Origin of the sequence: Ciceribacter sp. L1K23 (assembly GCF_018122705.1) — a bacterium.
Taxonomy (GTDB): Bacteria; Pseudomonadota; Alphaproteobacteria; order Rhizobiales; family Rhizobiaceae; genus Allorhizobium.
Genome location: NZ_JAGRRC010000001.1, coordinates 2,573,602 through 2,591,239, shown reverse-complemented (window position 1 = coordinate 2,591,239; position 17,638 = coordinate 2,573,602). Strand labels below are relative to the sequence as shown.

The 17,638-nt window shown below is 63.7% G+C and carries 23 protein-coding genes; 5 read left to right on the top strand and 18 right to left on the bottom strand.

Features of this window, described 5'->3' with window-relative positions; all coding sequences use genetic code 11:
* Positions 1 to 22 precede the first annotated feature (22 nt).
* The 3 genes from J5J10_RS12565 to J5J10_RS12555 form a co-directional block, all read right to left on the bottom strand.
* Positions 23 to 664 (bottom strand): glutathione S-transferase family protein, encoded by a 642-nt coding sequence (locus tag J5J10_RS12565; protein ID WP_211930132.1) that lies wholly within the window; start codon positions 662 to 664, stop codon positions 23 to 25.
* Between the two features lie 163 nt (positions 665 to 827).
* A complete protein-coding gene (locus J5J10_RS12560; protein WP_211930131.1) occupies positions 828 to 1,880 on the bottom strand; it encodes an NAD(P)-dependent alcohol dehydrogenase in 1,053 nt (350 codons plus the stop codon).
* A 75-nt stretch (positions 1,881 to 1,955) separates the two neighbouring features.
* A complete protein-coding gene (locus tag J5J10_RS12555; protein ID WP_211930130.1) occupies positions 1,956 to 2,354 on the bottom strand; it encodes a cupin domain-containing protein in 399 nt (132 codons plus the stop codon).
* Positions 2,355 to 2,469: 115 nt separating this feature from the next.
* On the opposite strand from J5J10_RS12555, the gene J5J10_RS12550 reads away from it, so the two are divergent.
* Positions 2,470 to 3,372 (top strand): LysR family transcriptional regulator, encoded by a 903-nt coding sequence (locus J5J10_RS12550; protein ID WP_211930129.1) that lies wholly within the window; start codon positions 2,470 to 2,472, stop codon positions 3,370 to 3,372.
* Between the two features lie 6 nt (positions 3,373 to 3,378).
* On the opposite strand, the gene dmeF is transcribed toward J5J10_RS12550, so the two are convergent.
* The 5 genes from dmeF to J5J10_RS12525 form a co-directional block, all read right to left on the bottom strand.
* On the bottom strand, positions 3,379 to 4,344 hold the full coding sequence (dmeF, locus tag J5J10_RS12545; protein WP_211930128.1) for a CDF family Co(II)/Ni(II) efflux transporter DmeF: 966 nt from the start codon (positions 4,342 to 4,344) through the stop codon (positions 3,379 to 3,381).
* Positions 4,341 to 4,619, bottom strand: coding sequence for a metal/formaldehyde-sensitive transcriptional repressor (locus tag J5J10_RS12540; protein ID WP_211930127.1), 279 nt, complete (start codon positions 4,617 to 4,619; stop codon positions 4,341 to 4,343). The genes dmeF and J5J10_RS12540 overlap by 4 nt, the downstream gene beginning before the upstream one ends.
* A 60-nt stretch (positions 4,620 to 4,679) precedes the next feature.
* A complete protein-coding gene (locus J5J10_RS12535) occupies positions 4,680 to 5,306 on the bottom strand; it encodes an FMN-binding negative transcriptional regulator (RefSeq protein ID WP_211930126.1) in 627 nt (208 codons plus the stop codon).
* Between the two features lie 98 nt (positions 5,307 to 5,404).
* Entirely contained in the window at positions 5,405 to 5,815 is a 411-nt protein-coding gene (locus tag J5J10_RS12530) for a GNAT family N-acetyltransferase (protein ID WP_349252090.1), read from the bottom strand.
* Between the two features lie 97 nt (positions 5,816 to 5,912).
* Positions 5,913 to 6,263, bottom strand: coding sequence for a DUF1778 domain-containing protein (locus J5J10_RS12525; protein WP_211930125.1), 351 nt, complete (start codon positions 6,261 to 6,263; stop codon positions 5,913 to 5,915).
* A gap of 84 nt (positions 6,264 to 6,347) precedes the next feature.
* Here J5J10_RS12525 and J5J10_RS12520 point away from each other — a divergent pair, with 84 nt between their 5' ends.
* Complete coding sequence (locus tag J5J10_RS12520) at positions 6,348 to 6,689, top strand: DUF1491 family protein (protein ID WP_211930124.1); 342 nt, start codon at positions 6,348 to 6,350, stop codon at positions 6,687 to 6,689.
* A 77-nt stretch (positions 6,690 to 6,766) separates the two neighbouring features.
* Positions 6,767 to 7,054: a hypothetical protein gene (locus tag J5J10_RS12515; RefSeq protein ID WP_211930123.1), complete on the top strand. Its 288-nt coding sequence runs from the start codon at positions 6,767 to 6,769 to the stop codon at positions 7,052 to 7,054.
* A 3-nt stretch (positions 7,055 to 7,057) separates the two neighbouring features.
* Here J5J10_RS12515 and J5J10_RS12510 read toward each other — a convergent pair whose 3' ends face one another.
* From J5J10_RS12510 to J5J10_RS12500, 3 genes are all read right to left on the bottom strand, one after another.
* Positions 7,058 to 8,527 (bottom strand): methyl-accepting chemotaxis protein, encoded by a 1,470-nt coding sequence (locus J5J10_RS12510; protein WP_211930122.1) that lies wholly within the window; start codon positions 8,525 to 8,527, stop codon positions 7,058 to 7,060.
* A 107-nt stretch (positions 8,528 to 8,634) separates the two neighbouring features.
* Positions 8,635 to 9,552: a peptidoglycan-binding domain-containing protein gene (locus tag J5J10_RS12505; RefSeq protein ID WP_211930121.1), complete on the bottom strand. Its 918-nt coding sequence runs from the start codon at positions 9,550 to 9,552 to the stop codon at positions 8,635 to 8,637.
* Positions 9,527 to 11,101 (bottom strand): HAMP domain-containing sensor histidine kinase, encoded by a 1,575-nt coding sequence (locus J5J10_RS12500; RefSeq protein WP_349252064.1) that lies wholly within the window; start codon positions 11,099 to 11,101, stop codon positions 9,527 to 9,529. Before J5J10_RS12500 ends, J5J10_RS12505 begins: the two co-directional genes overlap by 26 nt.
* A gap of 437 nt (positions 11,102 to 11,538) precedes the next feature.
* On the opposite strand from J5J10_RS12500, the gene J5J10_RS12495 reads away from it, so the two are divergent.
* Positions 11,539 to 11,937, top strand: coding sequence for a DUF5330 domain-containing protein (locus J5J10_RS12495; protein WP_211930119.1), 399 nt, complete (start codon positions 11,539 to 11,541; stop codon positions 11,935 to 11,937).
* A gap of 247 nt (positions 11,938 to 12,184) precedes the next feature.
* Positions 12,185 to 12,613, top strand: coding sequence for a SufE family protein (locus J5J10_RS12490; RefSeq protein WP_208548843.1), 429 nt, complete (start codon positions 12,185 to 12,187; stop codon positions 12,611 to 12,613).
* On the opposite strand, the gene J5J10_RS12485 is transcribed toward J5J10_RS12490, so the two are convergent.
* The 7 genes from J5J10_RS12485 to J5J10_RS12455 all read right to left on the bottom strand — a co-directional run bounded on the left by J5J10_RS12485 (position 12,610) and on the right by J5J10_RS12455 (position 17,626).
* The gene (locus tag J5J10_RS12485; RefSeq protein ID WP_249116733.1) at positions 12,610 to 13,428 is read right to left on the bottom strand and encodes a DUF6456 domain-containing protein; all 819 of its coding nucleotides are present in this window, start codon (positions 13,426 to 13,428) and stop codon (positions 12,610 to 12,612) included. The genes J5J10_RS12490 and J5J10_RS12485 overlap by 4 nt on opposite strands.
* A complete protein-coding gene (locus J5J10_RS22430) occupies positions 13,425 to 13,814 on the bottom strand; it encodes a helix-turn-helix domain-containing protein (RefSeq protein ID WP_249116732.1) in 390 nt (129 codons plus the stop codon). The genes J5J10_RS12485 and J5J10_RS22430 overlap by 4 nt, the downstream gene beginning before the upstream one ends.
* A 202-nt stretch (positions 13,815 to 14,016) precedes the next feature.
* Positions 14,017 to 14,445: a MucR family transcriptional regulator gene (locus J5J10_RS12475; protein ID WP_208548841.1), complete on the bottom strand. Its 429-nt coding sequence runs from the start codon at positions 14,443 to 14,445 to the stop codon at positions 14,017 to 14,019.
* A gap of 439 nt (positions 14,446 to 14,884) precedes the next feature.
* Positions 14,885 to 15,247 (bottom strand): monovalent cation/H(+) antiporter subunit G, encoded by a 363-nt coding sequence (gene mnhG / locus J5J10_RS12470; protein ID WP_211930118.1) that lies wholly within the window; start codon positions 15,245 to 15,247, stop codon positions 14,885 to 14,887.
* The gene (locus tag J5J10_RS12465; RefSeq protein ID WP_211931225.1) at positions 15,244 to 15,597 is read right to left on the bottom strand and encodes a cation:proton antiporter; all 354 of its coding nucleotides are present in this window, start codon (positions 15,595 to 15,597) and stop codon (positions 15,244 to 15,246) included. The genes mnhG and J5J10_RS12465 overlap by 4 nt, the downstream gene beginning before the upstream one ends.
* The gene (locus J5J10_RS12460; protein ID WP_211930117.1) at positions 15,597 to 16,070 is read right to left on the bottom strand and encodes a Na+/H+ antiporter subunit E; all 474 of its coding nucleotides are present in this window, start codon (positions 16,068 to 16,070) and stop codon (positions 15,597 to 15,599) included. Before J5J10_RS12460 ends, J5J10_RS12465 begins: the two co-directional genes overlap by 1 nt.
* Positions 16,067 to 17,626: a Na+/H+ antiporter subunit D gene (locus J5J10_RS12455; protein WP_211930116.1), complete on the bottom strand. Its 1,560-nt coding sequence runs from the start codon at positions 17,624 to 17,626 to the stop codon at positions 16,067 to 16,069. Before J5J10_RS12455 ends, J5J10_RS12460 begins: the two co-directional genes overlap by 4 nt.
* Between the last annotated feature and the right edge of the window lie 12 nt (positions 17,627 to 17,638).

Sequence of the window (17,638 nt, the reverse complement as noted above, 5' to 3'; positions counted from 1 at the left end):
AACGCACATCTCCGATCTCCGGTCAGCCGAGGTATCGCTGCAGTCCGATCTCCTCAATCGCGCAGACCTGCTGGACGGCAGGTCGCTCCGCCATGTCGCGCATGAAGCGCGGCAGGTTTTCAAATGACGTGGTTGGGCGTGAAAGTTCCTCGCTCCACATCGCCAGCATGAACAGAAAGTGGTCGCAGCCGCTGACGGTATCGCCGAGCAGGAACCTGTTCTTTCCCAGCTGTTGGTCGAGAAGCGCAAGGAACCGTTCCAACCGCAGTTCCTGGGCGGCCTTGATGCCCTGGACGCCGCCCGGGTCGGTCGTGTGGTTCTCCACGTATCGCCACATCATGTACTCCGCCTGGAGCGTGTTGTTGAGGAAGGCGAGCCATTGGAAAAAGAGGGGCCGGCTCTGGTGACCGAGCGGCGGGATGAACCGGGAGGCGGGGTCCAGCTCGCAGATATAGGTGCAGATCGCAGGGCTCTCGAACAGAACGAGGTCGTCGTGCACCAGGGTTGGAATTCGACCGGCCGGATTGAGCTTCAGGTACGCCGCGGATTTCTGCGCATTCGACTGCCGGTCGACGAGGACCAGCGAGTATTCGACACCCGTCTCGACCAGCAGAAAATGCGGCGCGAGACTGGCATTGTCGGGGAAGTAATGGAGTTGGAGCATCTTGGCTTTCTCGGAAAACGGGCGCGGGCAGAGTAGCGCGCGTCTCTTGCCGAGAGCAAGGAGCAGTCAGGTCCTGAACCGGTTTTGAGAGTGAATTGCATCCCCGATCGTCCTAGATCCCTTCCCCCCGGCAGCCGGGGAGAAGGGAATTCGTGGTCTGGCCTCAGGCAGCCAGCGTCTTCGAGTCGATCACGAAGCGGTACTTCACGTCGCTCTTCAGCATGCGGGCATAGGCGGTCTCGATGTCCTGCACCTTGATCATCTCGATCTCCGAGACGATGCCGTGTTCAGCGCAGAAATCAAGCATTTCCTGGGTTTCGGCGATGCTGCCGATGGTGGAGCCGGCGATCGAGCGGCGCTTCATGATCAGCGGGAAGACCATCGGTGACGGGTGCGGATGTTCGGGCGCTCCCACCAGCGTCAGCGTGCCGTCGCGCTTCAGGAGATTGATGAAGCTGTTGAGGTCATGGCTGACGGCGACGGTATCGACGATCAGGTCGAACGAGTTGGCGTGGGCCTGCATCTCCTCGGCATTGCGCGAGACAACGACCTCGTGGGCGCCGAGCGCGACCGCATCCTGCCGCTTGCTCTCCGAGGTGGTGAAGGCGACGACGTGGGCGCCGAGCGCCCGGGCGAGCTTCACGCCCATGTGGCCGAGACCGCCGATGCCGACGATGCCGACCTTCTTGCCGGGGCCGGTGTTCCAGTGCTTGAGCGGCGACCAGAGCGTGATGCCGGCGCAGAGCAGCGGGGCGACGGCGGCGAGCTTTTCGGCCGGGTGGCTCACCTTGACGACGAACTTGTCGCGGACGGTGATCGACTGCGAATAGCCGCCCAGCGTGTGGCCCGGCGCGTCCGGGGTCTTGCCGTTATAGGTGCCGGTGAAGCCGTGTTCGCAATACTGTTCGAGACCGTCGGCGCAGGCGTAGCAGCTCTGGCAGCTGTCGACCATGCAGCCGACACCGACGGTGTCGCCGACCTTGAACTTATCGACGGCGGAGCCGACAGCCGTGACATGGCCGACAATCTCGTGGCCCGGAACGCAAGGGTAAAGCGTGCCGGCCCATTCGGAGCGGACAGTGTGGAGGTCGGAATGGCAGACGCCGCAATAGGCGATCTCGATCTGCACGTCGTTGGCGCCGGGTTCGCGGCGAAAGATCTCGATGGCTTCGAGCGGTTTGTCGGCGGCATGCGCGCCGAAGGCCCTGGTCAACATGGTGGTGTCTCCAATGCTAGGGGTTATCGATAGGGGAGGATCGGCTTCGTTTTGACGGAGCTGATCGGTGGCGGATCAGCCGCCGGAATATTGTTGGTCGGACACGTGTTCGAGCCAGTCGACGGCCTTGCCGTCCAGCGCCTCCTGGATGGCGATGTGGGTCATCGCGGTCGTGGCCGAGGCGCCGTGCCAGTGTTTCTCGCCCGGCGGAAACCAGATCACATCGCCCGGCCGGATTTCCTCAACGGGACCGCCTTCGCGTTGGACAAGCCCGAGGCCGGCGGTGACGATCAGGGTCTGGCCGAGCGGATGAGTGTGCCAGGCGGTGCGGGCGCCGGGTTCGAAGGTGACCTGCGCCATGGCGACGCGCGCCGGCGCGGCGGCGGCAAACAGCGGGTCGAGGCGCACCTGGCCGGTGAACCAATCGGCCGGTCCCTTGCCGGAAGGCTGCGACCCCGCTCTTCTGATTTCCATGAGATGCTCCCTTGGGGGAACGCCGGGAGATCCGGCGAACAACGGCACTATAGCGGCACCCGTTTATTTCGATTAGACTATATAAATCGATTTCACTTATATCGGATATCAATGAATGAAGCGGGAAGACCTGCCCGACCTGATGGCCTTCCAGGCCGTGGCCGAGGAGCGCAGCTTCACCCGCGCCGCCGCCCGGCTTGGCACCTCGCAATCCTCGCTGAGCCTGATCGTGCGGCGGCTGGAGGAGCGGCTGGGCGTCAGGCTTCTGACCCGCACGACGCGGAGCCTCGCGCCGACGGAAGCCGGTGAACGGCTGCTGGCGGCCCTGACGCCGGCGTTCGGTAGCATCGAGGAGGAACTGGAGGCGCTCGGCCAGTACCGCGAACGGCCGGCCGGCAGTTTCCGGATCACGGCGACGCAACACGCGATCGATACCGTGCTGTGGCCGAAGCTTTCGCCGGTTCTCGCTACCTATCCCGACATCCGGGTCGAGCTGTTCTCCGATCTCGCTCTCGTCGACATCGTGGCGCAGCGCTTCGATGCCGGCGTACGGTTCGGCGAACAGATGGACAAGGACATGGTGGCGGTGCGGATCGCGCCGGACGCGCGACTGGTGGTGGTCGGCGCCCCTTCCTATTTTCATGACCGCACACGCCCCCAGACGCCGCGTGACCTGACCCAGCACGACTGCATCAACACGCGGCTGCCGACCTATGGCGGCTTCTACGCCTGGGAGTTCGAGAAGGACGGCCAGGAACTGCGGGTCCGCGTCGACGGGCGGCTCGCCTTCAACGATGTCGGCCACGTGTTGCGGGCGGCGCTAGAGGGCCATGGGCTGGCCTTCCTGTTCGAGGACATGGTGGACGAACATCTGGCGGCCGGACGACTGGTATCCGTGCTCGACGACTGGACACCGCCCTTTGCCGGCTACCACCTCTACTATCCCAGCCGACGTCACGTCTCGCCTGCCTTCGGCATCATCATCGACGCGCTCAGGCAAAGCGGGCGGGGGCGGTAGGGAACGTCAGGCCGCGCGATCGATCTCGATCGTCAGATGCGATATTTCGTGAATGTGGGACAGCTTGCGGCGATAGTAATCCGTGTCTCGCGCCTCCTGGGACGTGATCGAAACGATCGCGCCATGATGGCCGGGACCGAGGCGCCAGATGTGAAGATCCGTCACGGTCCCGCCCTCGCCCTCGATCGCCTCGCGGATCTCGGCAGGCAGGCCATCGTCCACGCCGACGTAATCGAGCAAAATCGCACCGGACTGACGGATCAGACCGACTGACCAGCGCAGGATCACGGCCGCGCCAACGATGCCCATGAGCGGGTCGAGAGCTGACCAGCCATAGAGCGCGCCGAACACCAGAGCGACGATGGCGAGCACCGAGGTCAGGGCGTCCGCCAGCACGTGCAGGTAGGCGGCCCGGAGATTGTTGTCGGCGGCATGCGCATGGTGGCCATGATCGTGGTGGTGATGCTCGCCGTGGTCATGATGATGATGGTGGTCGTGACCGTGGTGATGCGCCCCGCCATGCAGAAGCCAGGCGCTGACGAGATTGACGATGAGGCCGAGCACGGCGACGATCATCGCCTGGCTGAAATCGATCGCGACCGGATTGCGGAAGCGCATCAGGCTTTCCCAGGCGATCAGCGCCGCGACGAGGGCCAGCAGGATGGCGCTCGCAAAGGCCGCGAGGTCGCCGAACTTTCCGGTCCCGAAGGTGAAGCGCGGATTGTCCGCGTTTCGGCGCGCATACATGTAGGCCAGCGCCGCAACCAGCATTGCGGCCGCGTGGGTGGACATATGCCAGCCATCGGCGACCAGCGCCATGGAGCCGAAGACGGTCCCCGCGACGATCTCGACGACCATCGTGACGGCCGTCAGCGCGATCACGAACCATGTCCGACGCTCATTGCGTCCGTGGTCCTTGCCGAGGAATACATGATCATGCGGAGAAGCATGACGGGGGGACGCTTCGGTCATTTGAGATAGGTCCTCACGGCTGCGATCAGATCCTCCGCACCCCTGGCGCGTTCAAGATCGGGATCGGTCTGTGGATTGGAGACATGCTCGCGGATATGCTCCTCGATCAGTTCGACGGTCAGTCCGTTGACCGCGCCGCGAATGGAGGCGACGAGATTGAGGATATCGCCACACGGCTTTTCCGCATCCAGCGCGCGCTGCACGGCCTCGATCTGGCCCTGCAGACGGCTGACCCGGGCAGACAGCTTCGACTTGTTTTTGATCAGGTGCGACATAGGATAGGGGTGTACCGTATATTAGCTCGGAGAGCAATCCTCGCCGCAGCGCGCTTGCGCTTACCCGCGAGGGATCATTGCGGCCATCACCCGTTCCTGCGGCCGCTCGCTTTCGGCCAGACCATCCGCCACGCCGGCGCGGTCGGCGGCGCTGCGGTTCTGGCTGAGCTTGCGCTTGCCTTCGAGGCGCGTGATCGGCATGCGCAGGCCGATAATGCCGCGCAGCTGGGCGGCTATGAAGGGCTCCGGGGCGTCGGAGACGCTCCATGGCGCCGGGCGACCGGCTTCGTGCCGGTCCGTCAGACGGGTGACGACGTCGTGCAGCCGGTCGGCATTCTCGAAGAACTCGACGGGGCCGGAAGCTTGTACCGTGGTGTAGTTCCAGGTCGGAACGACCTTGCCGTGCTCGGCTTTCGCCGCATACCAGGAGGGCGTGACATAGGCGTCGGGGCCGGAAAAGATCGCGAGCCCCTGCCCGATCACCTCCCCCTGCCATTGCGGATTGGCGCGGGCGAGATGGCCGTAGAGGGTGCCGTGTTCCCCCTCGGTTTCGTCGAGGAAGAGCGGCAATGGCGTCGCCATCGGCCCGCCGGGGGTGGCTGTGACGAAAGTCGCGAGACGACTTTCGCGGATCATGGCAAGGAGCGTCGGACGGTCGTCCTCGCGGAAGGCGGGCGGGGTATACATTGGCGGTCTCCAGGATGGCTCAGGAGAGTAGAGCGGGAATTGGATCGGGGATACGTCCAATGACGGGCGATTTCTGTGGACCAATGCTAGCTCGCGGATCAGTCGAGCGCCTTCCTGATCGTGTCGATGGCCAGGAAAAGCGTACGGCTATCGGCCGGAAACTCGTTGAACTCGGCACAGGCGCGATAAAATGCCTTGGCGCGATCGTCCTTTGCATGCACGAGAACAGCCGCCATCCCTATCGCGTCGGCGGCCGCGGCGATGCGCTTGAGTGCATCGGCGAGGAGGTCAGCACCGAGTCCCTTGCCGGCGAATTGCCGGTCGACAGCGAGCCGCCCCAGCACCGCGACGGGAATGACGTCGGGCGCGTTGCGGCGAATATTACCTCGCACCGTCGCGCGCTCGACGGCTCCGCTCGAAATGCAATAGTAGCCGACAACCCTACCGGCAGCAGCAACGACATAGGTGCGAGAAAATCGCCCCTCATTGCGGGTGGCACGGTGTTTCAGCCAATCGTTGAGAATGTTTTCGCCGCAATCAAAGGCGGCAACATCATGGGCCGAGCCGAGCGGCTCAGGGGCGGAGATCGGCTAATTCCGCTGGCGTCTAGCTCTTCCATGCGGGCGTACGCCGGACCAGTGCGTCAAGCCTCGGAGCCGGCTCGGATGGCGAATCCAGCATGGACACGAATTCGTCATAGCGAGTGTCATCCAGCGCAAAAAGTCGCTCGTCGAGCAGCACATCTATGGCGGCCTTTCGTGCCGTCTCGACCATGAATTCGGTTCGAGTCTTGCCGAGAGTGCTGGCAGCGGCGTCGATCAACTCGCGTGTCCGCCCCTCAATGCGCAGGTTGATGCTACTACGCTGGTCCCCGTCGACCTTCGCGACACGTACTCTTGCGCCCTTTGGGCCTAGCGTTTTGCTTTTCTCCGCGAGGGAACCGTGCTTCTTGCTCATGGGCGTAAGATGGCATCTGTGTAGACGTTGTCAATACAGGTTGCCCGGCGTATTCAATCATTGTTGTCGAACTGGATTATCTTCATGCGCCTCAAGACCGACATCTATGTTTCCGCCCTCGTCCGCCGTGTGTTCGGGATGGGGGGCTTTGCGGCCGTCGAGCGCAAGGGGGCGGAGGAGGCAGGCGCGGTGTTCATTCGCCAGCGCTTCCGCGACGGGACCGAAACGCTTTACGGGCCGGCGCCGCAGGCCTATGCGATGGACGACGAGGCGGATGCGGGCCGCCACTTCGAGGTGCGGATCAAGCACGCCGAGGCGGCCGAGGTGGATGCCGTGATCGAGCGCGAGCGGAAATGGGATTCCGATCTCTGGGTGCTGGAGCTCGAGATCGATGAGCTCGGCGAGCTCTTTCCCGTCACGGGTTGATGCCGGGCTTGCGGAACTTCACCGTTCGGCGGAAGTTACAGCGGCAAGCGCACCTCTCCCATGGAAGGACCGTCCTCATGAAGACCGCCATCGCGATTGCCGCCCTCGCCCTTGCCCTCTCCGGATGCACGGTGGCGTCCGGGCGACTGGATACGCGGGCCGGGCTGGAGCCGATCCCGGGCAGCATCACCTATGGCGGACAGCCGCGCACCAAGCTGACCCGCTCGCCGGTCGGCAGCATCGTGCGCCATACGTTCCGCAACGAGCTTGGCCAGCGGGTCGACGAGGTCTATGTCGTCGAACCCGACCGCAGCCTCAAGATCGTCAGCCGCAAGGTCTGCCGCGGCCCGTTCTGCGACGACTGACCGTTACACCTTCACCGCCAGCCTCAGGCCGCCCCAGTGGCGGCCGCCGGCGAAGATGGGGGCGGAGATGTCCTTCATCACGACGAAATTGCCGCCGCCCATGTCGCGGCGGTAGGTCTGAACGAGGAACGGCGCCTTCGAGCGGCCGGCGGAAAGGCCGACGCGGTCGTTGAAGATACGGCGGTTGCGGCAGTTGGCCGTATTCCACACCGGGTCATTCGGGCGCTGCGGGGCGGAGAATTTCCTGTTGTGGGTCGGCAGGTAGCCGTTTTCATCGACGGCGGCGCAGAAGCCGATGCGGTCGCTGATGTCGAGGACAGGTTCCAGGATCGGTGGGAACAGCCGGTCGGTGAGTTCGGTAAAGCCCGTCATCATCTGCACCGGGTCGGTCCCGGCGATCGGGCGATAGTTGCGGTCGAAAAGGGCCGGCATGGAGGTCTGCCCGGAGGCAAGCGACTGTTCGAACGCGGCAGAGATGCGCGCTGCGGTCGACTGCGCAAGCTCGATCCAGCGGCTGTCCTCTGTCTCGATGCCGGCGCTGGCGGTCAGCTGGATCAGCGTTTCGGAAAGGCCGACGACCTTCTCGACACGGCCGGCGGCCTGCTGCAGCGCCTTGTCGGAGTTGACGACATCGGAGGCCATCTCGCTCAGCACGCCCACGAACTCCGAACACTGGCGGTTGACGGTCTCGGTTGTGTTGGCCATCACGGACGAGCCGTCGAGGATCCGGGTGATCACCTCCTCCATGGCGCTGAAGGACTGGTTCATCGCCTGGGAGGTATCCTTGACGCCGATGGCGCTGGTGCTCGCCCCCTGCCCGGCTTCGGACAGTCTGGTGATCTTGCTGCGAATCTCGGTCAGGATTTGCTGGATGGAGCCGGTGGCCTGCGAGGTCTGCAGGGCGAGTGCGCGGATTTCGGCGGCAACGACGGCGAAACCCTTGCCGGCCTCGCCTGCGCGCGCGGCTTCGATGGCGGCATTCAGCGCGAGAAGATTGGTCTGGCGGGCAATCGTGCCGATCTCCTCGGCAACCTTGTCGACATTGGCAAGCGAATTGTCGAACGAGCCGATTTCGGTGGTGATCTCGGCGGAAGCCTCGACCATGTGGTCGATCTCGCGCACGGCGCCGGCGAGACGCTCGGACGACTGCTTCAGCATCTCTCGGGCATTGGAGGCCGTCTCGTCGGTCGCGCGCAGGGCGGTCGCCACCGACTTGTTGGTTTCGGCGATCGACAGGGCGTTGCGGGTAACGTTTTCGAAGGTCTGCGCATGGCGCTTCGACATCGCGGCCATGTCCTGGATAGCGCCAGCGATATCCACCAGATCGACGCCCAGGGAGGAGGCATCACGGGCCATTTCACCGATGATCTCGCGCAGGGCTTCGGCGCTGATCTCCGGCTTGGCAACCCTCTCATCGTCCTGTTCCGGGTCCCGCTCCCACTCGGGCTCGACGGCGCTGTTCGCAATATTCATGAATAAAAATCCTCCGCTATCCCGCAAATATCTGCGGTTGAAGTTAAGGATTTGCAAACGTTCTAATAAGTAAGTTTACTGCCTTTTAACCCTACCAAACGATTCGGTCAGAGGGCGCCGATGGATTTCAACTTGGCGAGCACGCGCTCGTTCGGCTCACCGGTTTCCGGCAGGCGGTAGTGCCGCTCGAAGTGGCGGATGGCGGCCTTCGTCTGTTCGCCGGCGACACCATCGACGGTAATCTCGGCATAGGCGATGTTGGACAGACCACGCTGGATCTGCATCACCATATTGCTCGCGGCCATCGTCTCGCCGGCCGGGAGCGAGACAGGGGTGGCGGCCGGCTTTTTGGCGGGCTGGGTGACCACTGTCTTTTCAGCGGACAGAATGGCTGCCGCGACGGGATCGACGGCGACGCCAGGCGTCAGGTCATCCCCGGCGGGACGTTGCTTCGGGACGGCGGCGGTGGCGTTGCGATCCACCTTGAGAGCGGCCAGCAGCTCTGGTGTCGCCTGCCCGGTCACCGACATGCCGACCGAAGCCTCGAATGCGGATATCGCGGCGGCTGTCACCGGCCCGGCGACGCCATCGGCGGTGCCGGCCAGCAGGCCGAGCCTGATCAGTTCCTCCTGCACAGACTTCGTCAGCAACACCTGTCCGGTTTCGGACGATACCGGCGCATCGGTCACCTCGGTCTGACCGGGACGGCTCTCCGATTCGCGTTCGATACGGAACGTCGTGACCTCGGCCGGGTCGCGTTCCGTCATCAGATTGCGCCGAAGGCCCGCGAAGGCCGTGAAATCCTCGGCGTCACGCGTACGCAACACCGGCGAGGGATGGCGACCCGGCTGGTACCAGAGCGCATTGGCCGCGACAAAGCCGAAGACCACGAAGAAACACACGGCGCCGCCGACAGCAGCCGGATGGCGGGCGACCTGGCGGTTGATCGCGGCGGTGCCGGCCATCAACCAGCGCAGCACCAGCGGCGTCGGTTTCCGGTTAGGCGATTTTCGCTTGCGCGCCATCGGTGATCCTGTCCTCATTCATTGCGGCCCGCGCCATTTCCCTCGACAGCGCGAAGAGATCGCTTGCAGCCGAGGCACTATCGCGCAGCCGTGGCGGAAATTCGACGGCGGCGAGGTCGGCGTCGGCATCCGTTCCCAGGCTGCCACTGCCGTCGGCCGGTAGCGTAATCGTCACGACGGTTCCCTCGCCCGGACGGCTGACCAGCGCGAAACCGCCGCCATGCAGTGCCGTGAGGCCCTTGACGAGCGAGAGGCCGAGGCCGGAGCCGTCGTAGCGACGCGCGTAGTCGTCGTGGATCTGCGTGAACGGCCGGCCAATCAGATCGAGCTTTTCCGCCGGGATACCGATGCCCGTGTCGGAGACAGCGATGACCAGCCGGTTGTCGGCGATATCGGCATCGACCATGACGGCGCCGCCGGCCTCTGTGAACTTGATGGCGTTGCTGAGCAGGTTGATCAGGATCTGCTTGACGGCGCGCTGGTCGGCGACCACCTCGCCGATATTGCGGCTGAAGCGGCTCGTCAGGAGAACACCCTTTTCGCGGGCCTGGAGGCCCAGCATGCTCTCGCATTCGCGGATCGTCCCGCCAATCTCGAAAGGTTCGGTGATCAGCTCATAGCGACCGGCCTCGATCTTCGACATGTCGAGCATGGCGTTGACGACCGAGAGAAGATGGGCGCCGGACTGGCGGATCAGCTGCACGTATTCGCGCTGGCGATCGTTCTCGAGCTTGCCGAAATATTCACCGGCGAGGATGTCGGAAAAGCCGAGGATGGCGTTGAGCGGCGTGCGCAGTTCATGGCTGACGGCTGCGAGAAAGCGCGACTTGGCGTCGTTGGCTTCTTCCGTCTCGACCGACAGACGCTGCATCTCGGCGCGGGCGGTCGTTTCCGAGCCGATGTCGAGGATCTGCGCGACGACGGAGGTCAGCTCGCCGCTTTCGTCGCGTTCGGCGGTCATGTCCATGCGCACGGTCATGAACTGGCCCTGGCGGCGGCCGAGGGCGGGACGCTCGAGCCGCAGTTCGACCACGGCGGCATCCGCACCCTGCCGCAACCCGTCGAGGGCCTGGAGCACACCGATGCGGTCGGAGACGTGAACCTGGTCGGCGAAGGCACGCGTTTCGGGTTCGCGCAGGCAGGGCAGATAGGTATCGCGATCGCGGCCACCGAGCGCCAGCACGTGGCCCTGCGGATCGAGAACGAGAACGAGACCGGGGCAGACGGACAGTCCGAGCGTGCGCGGAGCCTCAAGGAGCGCGTCCTCGTGCTCGGCCCCACGGCCAAGCAGCAGGACGAGGCCGGCGCCGGCGAGCAGCGCGCACAGCACGAGAGCAAACCCCAAAGGCAGCGCGATGGAGGGATCGACAAGAAAGCTGAGCGCAAACGGGAAAGCGACGAGCAACGGCAGGCCGACCGTTATCAGCGCCGACAGGCGTCGCACGTCACGCGCAGGTACCTGTCCGCCATGTACGCGAGACAGGCAGTGACCGGCGATCCGATCGCAGGCTCCGAGAGCCGCCGCAGCTATGTTACTCAATACAGACACGCCACTTTCCGCGACAGTTTTTCTATGTCCGACCATAGGCTTGGCCGCTTAACCAAAAGATAAAGTCGACCCCGATGTTCCCCTTTCCCACAGCCGAAAAGGGCCATTTCGGCACAGGTTGGGAGGGCTTTGCGGATCGTGGTTAATGGGGGGTAATCGGGTTTTGCGGGTCCGTGTTAACCTTTCCCGGGGACGAGCCGGCCGTCATCCCTTGCGCGGACGCATTGACGCCGCAAACATGCTTAACGGTGATCGTTCGAATTGTCGCGAAACGGGCCGGGATCGGCAAATCACTCGAATTTTATGCAAACTTTCCGAAAACCCGAACGTTTTTGGCAAAGCGATTTTTGCGGACGGCCGCTAGGGTGCAGCCACGACGCCGGAAGAAACCGGACGAGAACCGGGCAAACCGGTCGAAATGGGACAGGGTCAAGACAATGTGGTTTCTGATCAAGGGAACGTTCTGGTTCACGATGATGCTGGTGGCATTGTCGTTCTTCAGCGGACGCGAGGCGACCGAGGAAGCAACCGGGTCACGCTTCGAGATGACCGACGCGGTGGCCGCGGCCAGCGAGGCCTACCAGTATCTCAGCAAGATCTGCCTGGAAAAACCCGAGGTGTGCGAGAAGGGCGCGGAAACGCTGACCGCCCTCGGACACCGGGCCCGCGAAGGCGCGCTCGTTGCCTTCGAACTGCTTGACAAACAGCTTGCCGACGAAGGCCAGCCGGCCGCAGCCATCCAATCCGCGACGCCTGAAGAGGCGATCGTCACGGGGACGGTCACAACACAGTCCCCCGGCGTGCCGCTGCCGCGCGCCAAGCCTGCGGCCCCTTAAGCCGCGAACCGCGCTCGAATAGTCCGAAATTCGGAAGGGCGAGACCGCCCCTCCTCCCAAACATGCCCCGGTGGTCCGCTCGCGGACCCGCCCGGAGCCTGTCGTGCCTGTCCCGCATGTTGCTTCAGCTCTTTGCTGGCCCGCGAGGAACTTCGGTTCCTCGCGGTCTTTTTTTGTGCGGGCGGTTCTCTTGGCAGAGCGCATGGCCTATATCGCGGAGGACTTAAGCGATATCGCGGACCGGACCATGGCAACGCTCGAAGAGATCAAAGAAGACTTCGCCTTCCTCGACGACTGGGAAGACCGCTATCGCTACGTGATCGAGCTCGGCAAGGCGCTGCCGGACCTGCCGGAGGAAAAGCGCACGGCCGAGAGCAAGGTTCGCGGCTGCGCCAGCCAGGTGTGGCTCGTGCCGCATGCTGGCGACGGCGCCGATCCCATCATCACCTATGAAGGCGATTCCGACGCGCATATCGTTCGCGGCCTCGTGGCGATCGTACTTGCCGCCTATTCCGGACGCCACGCCTCCGAGATCGTCAAGCTCGACGCACTTGAGCTCTTTGCGACGCTCGGCCTGATCGAGCATCTCTCCGCCCAGCGCGCAAACGGCCTGCGTTCCATGGTCCAGCGCATTCGCGAGGAAGCGGCAAGGCATCTGGCGGCGACGCAGAGCTAAAGCTCCGGCCTGTAACCCTCGGCGCCCCAGTGGCGCGTGCGGGGGCCCGGCTGTGGCGGCGCGTAGTGGCGGGAGAGCGCGCAGAGCGCGGTCCTCAACATGAGCTTCGCCGACCGCGCCGGCCATTGACGCTCCCGTTCCACCAGTTCGAGACCTTTGCCGAAACAGCAGACATCGAGTGCCACTCCGGCGAGATCGGGGCCGATCATATCGAGCGCGTCACCCAGGCGTTTTCGCGCGGCGGCGGCGCTGTCGGAGATCGTCGGCTCGGGTGCCGCGCGGCGGCGCGGGGCCTGCGACAGGCGCGGTTCCCAGGTGGAGGTTATGCGCGGCTGCAGGCCCGCGCGCTCGAACTCCCGCGCCAGCCGCTCGCCGGCTGCCAGCGCATCATCGGAAAAATAGGCCGCGCCGTCGCGATCCTTGAGACGGGCGAGTGGCCCGAGCGGCGATTCGGCAAGGTTCACACGCACCGTCTCGCATCGTCCGCCGATGCGGACCTCCCTCTTCGACAGATCGCGGTGCTGCGCCTGGAAGGCTTCGTCCTCCAGTTCGGCGGCATGGCGACGGAGGAAGGCGCGTGCCGTCGGTGCTGCCTTCAGCCTGCCCTCCCCTTCCTGCACAAGCCCCCGCCGCAGGGCTTCCGCCACAACAACGGGCATCACCTCCCGACGCGTGCCATCGAGGCCGCGCAGCGCGCCCTCGGCCGTCGGCTGAAGCGGCCCGGAGGCAAGGGCGAAACGGATAAGCCGGGCGAGCGCTCTGTCGCTGGCGACCGATGCGGTTTTTCTCCGCTGCGGCTTCTTGCTGCCGGTCATTGGATACCCCTTTCCTGTACACGCTCCACGACATCCTCTTCGATCGCCGTCAGGATGTCGTCGAAGAGCCGATGGTCGCGCCGGTCCTCGGTGCGGCGGCAGGCGTGACCGACGGTCGATCGATCCCGCTCGAAGGCGTGGCCGACATCGTCGTGGGTCAGACGGAAGACCACATGGCACAGATACATTGCAACCTGGCGTCGCAGGCATTCCAGACAGGGCACCCCGAAGCGGCGCAGTTTTTCAAAGACTGGCCTCGTCAGAGCGTCTTCCGTGGCGAGCGCCACCGTCACGCAGATGACGTTCGTCGTCGCCGCGTCGCGTCGACGGGGATCCGCGCGTCGGAACGGAATCTGGCTTTGAGTTGAAAGGATCACCTGGTGCATGTCGTACTCCCGAAATAGGAATTAATTCATAATTCCGTCGGAAGCAATAGGAGGCATTCAGGCGTAAAAATTGCCTATACCTCTGTTTTTCAAGCATTTCGGGCAATACCACCCTTGAAATTATATGAATATTTTCCTTTCTTTTGGATACAAAAAAGCCGGATCGACGACCCGGCTTTTGCTGCTGGCGATGTGAAACCGCTTACTTGCCGCGCTTGCGGCGCTGACCGAGACCCATTTCCTTGGCGAGGCGCGAACGCGCTTCGGCGTAGGCCGGGGCCACCATCGGATAGTCCGCAGGAAGACCCCACTTCTCACGGTATTCTTCCGGAGTCATGTTGTAGTGGGTCATAAGGTGGCGCTTCAGCGACTTGAACTTCTGGCCATCCTCGAGGCAGATCAGGTAATCGTCCTCGATCGACTTGCGAATCGGAACCGGCGGCTTCGGCTTTTCCTGCACCGTTGCGACCGGAGCCGGCGCATTGGTGTTGCTCAGCGCGGTGTGGACGTCGGCGATCAGACCGGAAAGGTCTCCGACCGGTACGACGTGGTTGCCGACATAGGCGGCAACGATATCCGCAGTCAGCTCGACCAGCAGATTGCGGTCGGACGCTTGTGCAGTTTCGTTCATTACAGTTCTCCTGTTCAATCGTACTTGCCCCGCGCATCGACCGAATTGCCGACACACGTTTCGTTCAACAAAGCCGACAGTCGCCCTCCCATGGCCGAAACCTCGTTGCACCCGATATGGAATTTACCCCTAAATCCCAAGGTGCAACGCGAGAGCGCAACTGCCCGATCCAGTAACATTTGCCCGCAACAACGTTAAATTGCTGTCCACAGAGTCGAAGACCCGGTTTTTTACTGTGGAAAGCAAATCATCCGTCGCATCAGGCAACCATATGTCCCGCGATCAGAGCTTATCTATTTGGAATATCACCGTTGGAGAAAAAGTCCAGCGTACCAACCTCCCAAAAAAAGGGAGGATAAATATTGCAATTGCGAAATATTCAATACAAACGGACGCTGAAAAATGAGCAGACAGCTACTTTAGTTGGAGATGACCGCGCCTAACGAGGCTCCGCTGCCGCCTTTTTATTTCCCGGCTTCTTGAGATCATCACGAACCGACAGAGGATCGAGCGGATAACCGACCTGATGCGCCGCCTTGGCGAGAAGATGTGCGCCGATGGGCGCCGTCAGGATGAAAAACAGGACACCTGCAATGGCGCGGCTGAAGGTCGAAAGATCGCCGGAATGGATGCCCACCGCGACCAGAAGCAGGCCAGATCCGACCGTGCCGGCCTTCGATGCGGCATGCATGCGGGTGTAGAGATCCGGAAGGCGGTTGATGCCGATCGCCGCGATCAGCGCAAAGGCCGCGCCGCCAAGGATCAGCAAACAGGTGAGGATCGCAACGAGATAGGCCGTCATCGGGATTTCCTTCCTGCCTTGGCGCCTGCCGGCGGCTTGCGCGGGGTGTCGGACTGACCCTCCGCAGCCTCGCGAGTGCCGCGGGTGATGATGAACCGGGCGAAGGCGACCGTCGCCAGAAAGCCGACGAGGCCGAGCGAGATCGCGATGTCGATATAGAGCGTATACCCTGTGCGGATGGCGATCACGGCAATGAAGCCGAGCGCGATGCCGACGAGCATGTCCAGCCCGACGACGCGATCGGGGAGCGTCGGTCCCTTGATCACGCGGTACACGGTCAGGAAGAAGGCCGCGCCGAGCAGCGCAAGGGCGGCATAGCAGGCGGCCTGGATGAGCGCTTCGGGGGCCATCATTCGAAGGTCTCCATGATCTTGCGCTCGAAACCCTCGCGAATATCGCGGATGGTGCCCTCGACATCGGAGCAATCCACGGCATGGACGTAGAGGATCTTGCGATCCTCGGACACGTCGACCGACAGGGTGCCGGGCGTCAGCGTGATGAGATTGGCGAGCAGCGTGATCTCGAAATCCCGCTGCACGGTGAGCGGATAGGCGAAGATACCCGGCTGCAGGTTCATGTTCGGCGAGACCACCATGGCCGCGACTTTCCAGGCGGACTTGGCGAGTTCGACCAGGAAGAGCCAGACCAGCGAGATGAAGCGGATCGTGCGTGTGACATAACCGGCGCCATCCACCTGCTCGCGGATCAGACCGAGCGCGAGGGTGGACAACAGGAAGCCGAACAGCAGATTGTGGATCGTCAGGCTGCCGGTGACGGCGACCCAGATCACGGCCATGACGACAGCGATGGCATAGAGGTTCATGGCGTTCCTCCGGCAGGGAAGACCGAGTTCAGGTAGGCGGTCGGATCGATAAGGCCCTCGGCAGCCGTCTGGGTCAGGACCAGAAGTCTTTCCGGGAACAGGCCGAACCAGACGACGAGCAGCGAGAGCACCAGAAGCGGACCCAGCCGAACCCAGGCGATACCGGCGCTTTCCGGCGTCGGTGCCGTCTCACCGGCGGGGCGCCAGTAGGCCAGCAGGAAGACACGACCGAACGCGATCGTCGTGACGAAGCCGGCAACCAGGATGGAGGCGGCCAGCCACCAGGCGCCGATGTCGATGGAGGCCTTGACCAGCAGCGCCTTTGGCCAGAAGCCGGAGAACGGCGGCAGGCCTGAGGCGGCGAAGAACAGCGCCAATGATACCGCCGCAAATGCCGGCGCCGTGCGCCAGAGCCCGCCCAGGGCGACGAGCGAATAGCTGCCGCCAAGCTGGCGCGCCTCGCCGGCGACGAAATAGAGCGCCGTCATCAGAACGATCGAATGGAGCGCATAGAACAGCGCGGCCGACAGGCTGCCGACGGCGCCAATGGCGACGCCCGCCAGCAGATAGCCGATGCCGGAGATCACCACGAACCCGAGCATGCGACGAAGATCGCTCTGGGCGAGCGCACCGAGCGCGCCGAGCACCATCGTGAAGGCGGCCAGGACGGCGATGACGAAGCTCAGTTCCTCGCGCTCGACGGGGAAGAGCGTCACCATGATCCGCAACAGCGCGTAGACGCCGACCTTGGTGAGCAGCCCCGCGAACAGTGCCGACACCACGAGCCTCGGCGTGTGATAGGAAGCCGGCAGCCAGAAATTTACCGGGAATGCGGCCGCCTTCATGCCGAAGGCCAGTACAAACAGCGCGGCGAGCGTCATCATCGGCGCGGTGCCGCGAAGGCCCTCGGCCTTGCGGGCGATGTCGGCCATGTTGAGCGTACCGAAGATCGCGTAAAGATAGCCGACGGTGATGAGGAACAGCGTCGTGGCGATCAGGTTGAGGATCGCGTATTTCACCGCGCCGTCGATCTGCTCGCGCTCCGACCCGAGGATGAGCAGGCCGAAGGAAGAAATCAGCAGAACCTCGAACCAGACATAGAGGTTGAAGACGTCGCCGGTCAGGAAGGCGCCGGAGACGCCGGCCATCAGCACCAGGAGGAACGGATAGAAGCCGTAGCGGCGGCCCGACCCGTTGATGTCGACTGTCGCATAGATGGCACCCGCCAGCGCGACGATGGCGGCGGAGAGCGCAAAAAGCGCGCCCGTCAGGTCAACGGTGAACGCGATGCCGAAGGGCGGCAGCCAGCGGCCCATCATCATGGTCACAGGCCCGTGCTGGGCCACCTGGACCACGAGCAGCAGGTCGATGATCACGAGCAGGACGAGCGTGGCGATCGCGACCGGGGGATGACGATGGATCGCGTGGCGCACCATCATCAAGCCGGCGCCAGCGGTCAGGCAGAGTGCAACCGGCAGGATCGCCAGCCACTGCGTGGCGACGGTTGGCTCCATGACCAGGGCGAGCGAGAGATCGACGGAGGACGGCGCGGCCATCAGGCTTTACCT

What these genes read in the sequence shown, in the direction of transcription:
- J5J10_RS12565 (WP_211930132.1), bottom strand. Translation starts at nt 664, where the DNA reads ATGCTCCAACTCCATTACTTCCCCGACAATGCCAGTCTCGCGCCGCAT.
- J5J10_RS12560 (WP_211930131.1), bottom strand. Translation starts at nt 1,880, where the DNA reads ATGTTGACCAGGGCCTTCGGCGCGCATGCCGCCGACAAACCGCTCGAA.
- J5J10_RS12555 (WP_211930130.1), bottom strand. Translation starts at nt 2,354, where the DNA reads ATGGAAATCAGAAGAGCGGGGTCGCAGCCTTCCGGCAAGGGACCGGCC.
- J5J10_RS12550 (WP_211930129.1), top strand. Translation starts at nt 2,470, where the DNA reads ATGAAGCGGGAAGACCTGCCCGACCTGATGGCCTTCCAGGCCGTGGCC.
- dmeF (WP_211930128.1), bottom strand. Translation starts at nt 4,344, where the DNA reads ATGACCGAAGCGTCCCCCCGTCATGCTTCTCCGCATGATCATGTATTC.
- J5J10_RS12540 (WP_211930127.1), bottom strand. Translation starts at nt 4,619, where the DNA reads ATGTCGCACCTGATCAAAAACAAGTCGAAGCTGTCTGCCCGGGTCAGC.
- J5J10_RS12535 (WP_211930126.1), bottom strand. Translation starts at nt 5,306, where the DNA reads ATGTATACCCCGCCCGCCTTCCGCGAGGACGACCGTCCGACGCTCCTT.
- J5J10_RS12525 (WP_211930125.1), bottom strand. Translation starts at nt 6,263, where the DNA reads ATGAGCAAGAAGCACGGTTCCCTCGCGGAGAAAAGCAAAACGCTAGGC.
- J5J10_RS12520 (WP_211930124.1), top strand. Translation starts at nt 6,348, where the DNA reads ATGCGCCTCAAGACCGACATCTATGTTTCCGCCCTCGTCCGCCGTGTG.
- J5J10_RS12515 (WP_211930123.1), top strand. Translation starts at nt 6,767, where the DNA reads ATGAAGACCGCCATCGCGATTGCCGCCCTCGCCCTTGCCCTCTCCGGA.
- J5J10_RS12510 (WP_211930122.1), bottom strand. Translation starts at nt 8,527, where the DNA reads ATGAATATTGCGAACAGCGCCGTCGAGCCCGAGTGGGAGCGGGACCCG.
- J5J10_RS12505 (WP_211930121.1), bottom strand. Translation starts at nt 9,552, where the DNA reads ATGGCGCGCAAGCGAAAATCGCCTAACCGGAAACCGACGCCGCTGGTG.
- J5J10_RS12495 (WP_211930119.1), top strand. Translation starts at nt 11,539, where the DNA reads ATGTGGTTTCTGATCAAGGGAACGTTCTGGTTCACGATGATGCTGGTG.
- J5J10_RS12490 (WP_208548843.1), top strand. Translation starts at nt 12,185, where the DNA reads ATGGCAACGCTCGAAGAGATCAAAGAAGACTTCGCCTTCCTCGACGAC.
- J5J10_RS12485 (WP_249116733.1), bottom strand. Translation starts at nt 13,428, where the DNA reads ATGACCGGCAGCAAGAAGCCGCAGCGGAGAAAAACCGCATCGGTCGCC.
- J5J10_RS22430 (WP_249116732.1), bottom strand. Translation starts at nt 13,814, where the DNA reads ATGCACCAGGTGATCCTTTCAACTCAAAGCCAGATTCCGTTCCGACGC.
- J5J10_RS12475 (WP_208548841.1), bottom strand. Translation starts at nt 14,445, where the DNA reads ATGAACGAAACTGCACAAGCGTCCGACCGCAATCTGCTGGTCGAGCTG.
- mnhG (WP_211930118.1), bottom strand. Translation starts at nt 15,247, where the DNA reads ATGACGGCCTATCTCGTTGCGATCCTCACCTGTTTGCTGATCCTTGGC.
- J5J10_RS12465 (WP_211931225.1), bottom strand. Translation starts at nt 15,597, where the DNA reads ATGGCCCCCGAAGCGCTCATCCAGGCCGCCTGCTATGCCGCCCTTGCG.
- J5J10_RS12460 (WP_211930117.1), bottom strand. Translation starts at nt 16,070, where the DNA reads ATGAACCTCTATGCCATCGCTGTCGTCATGGCCGTGATCTGGGTCGCC.
- J5J10_RS12455 (WP_211930116.1), bottom strand. Translation starts at nt 17,626, where the DNA reads ATGGCCGCGCCGTCCTCCGTCGATCTCTCGCTCGCCCTGGTCATGGAG.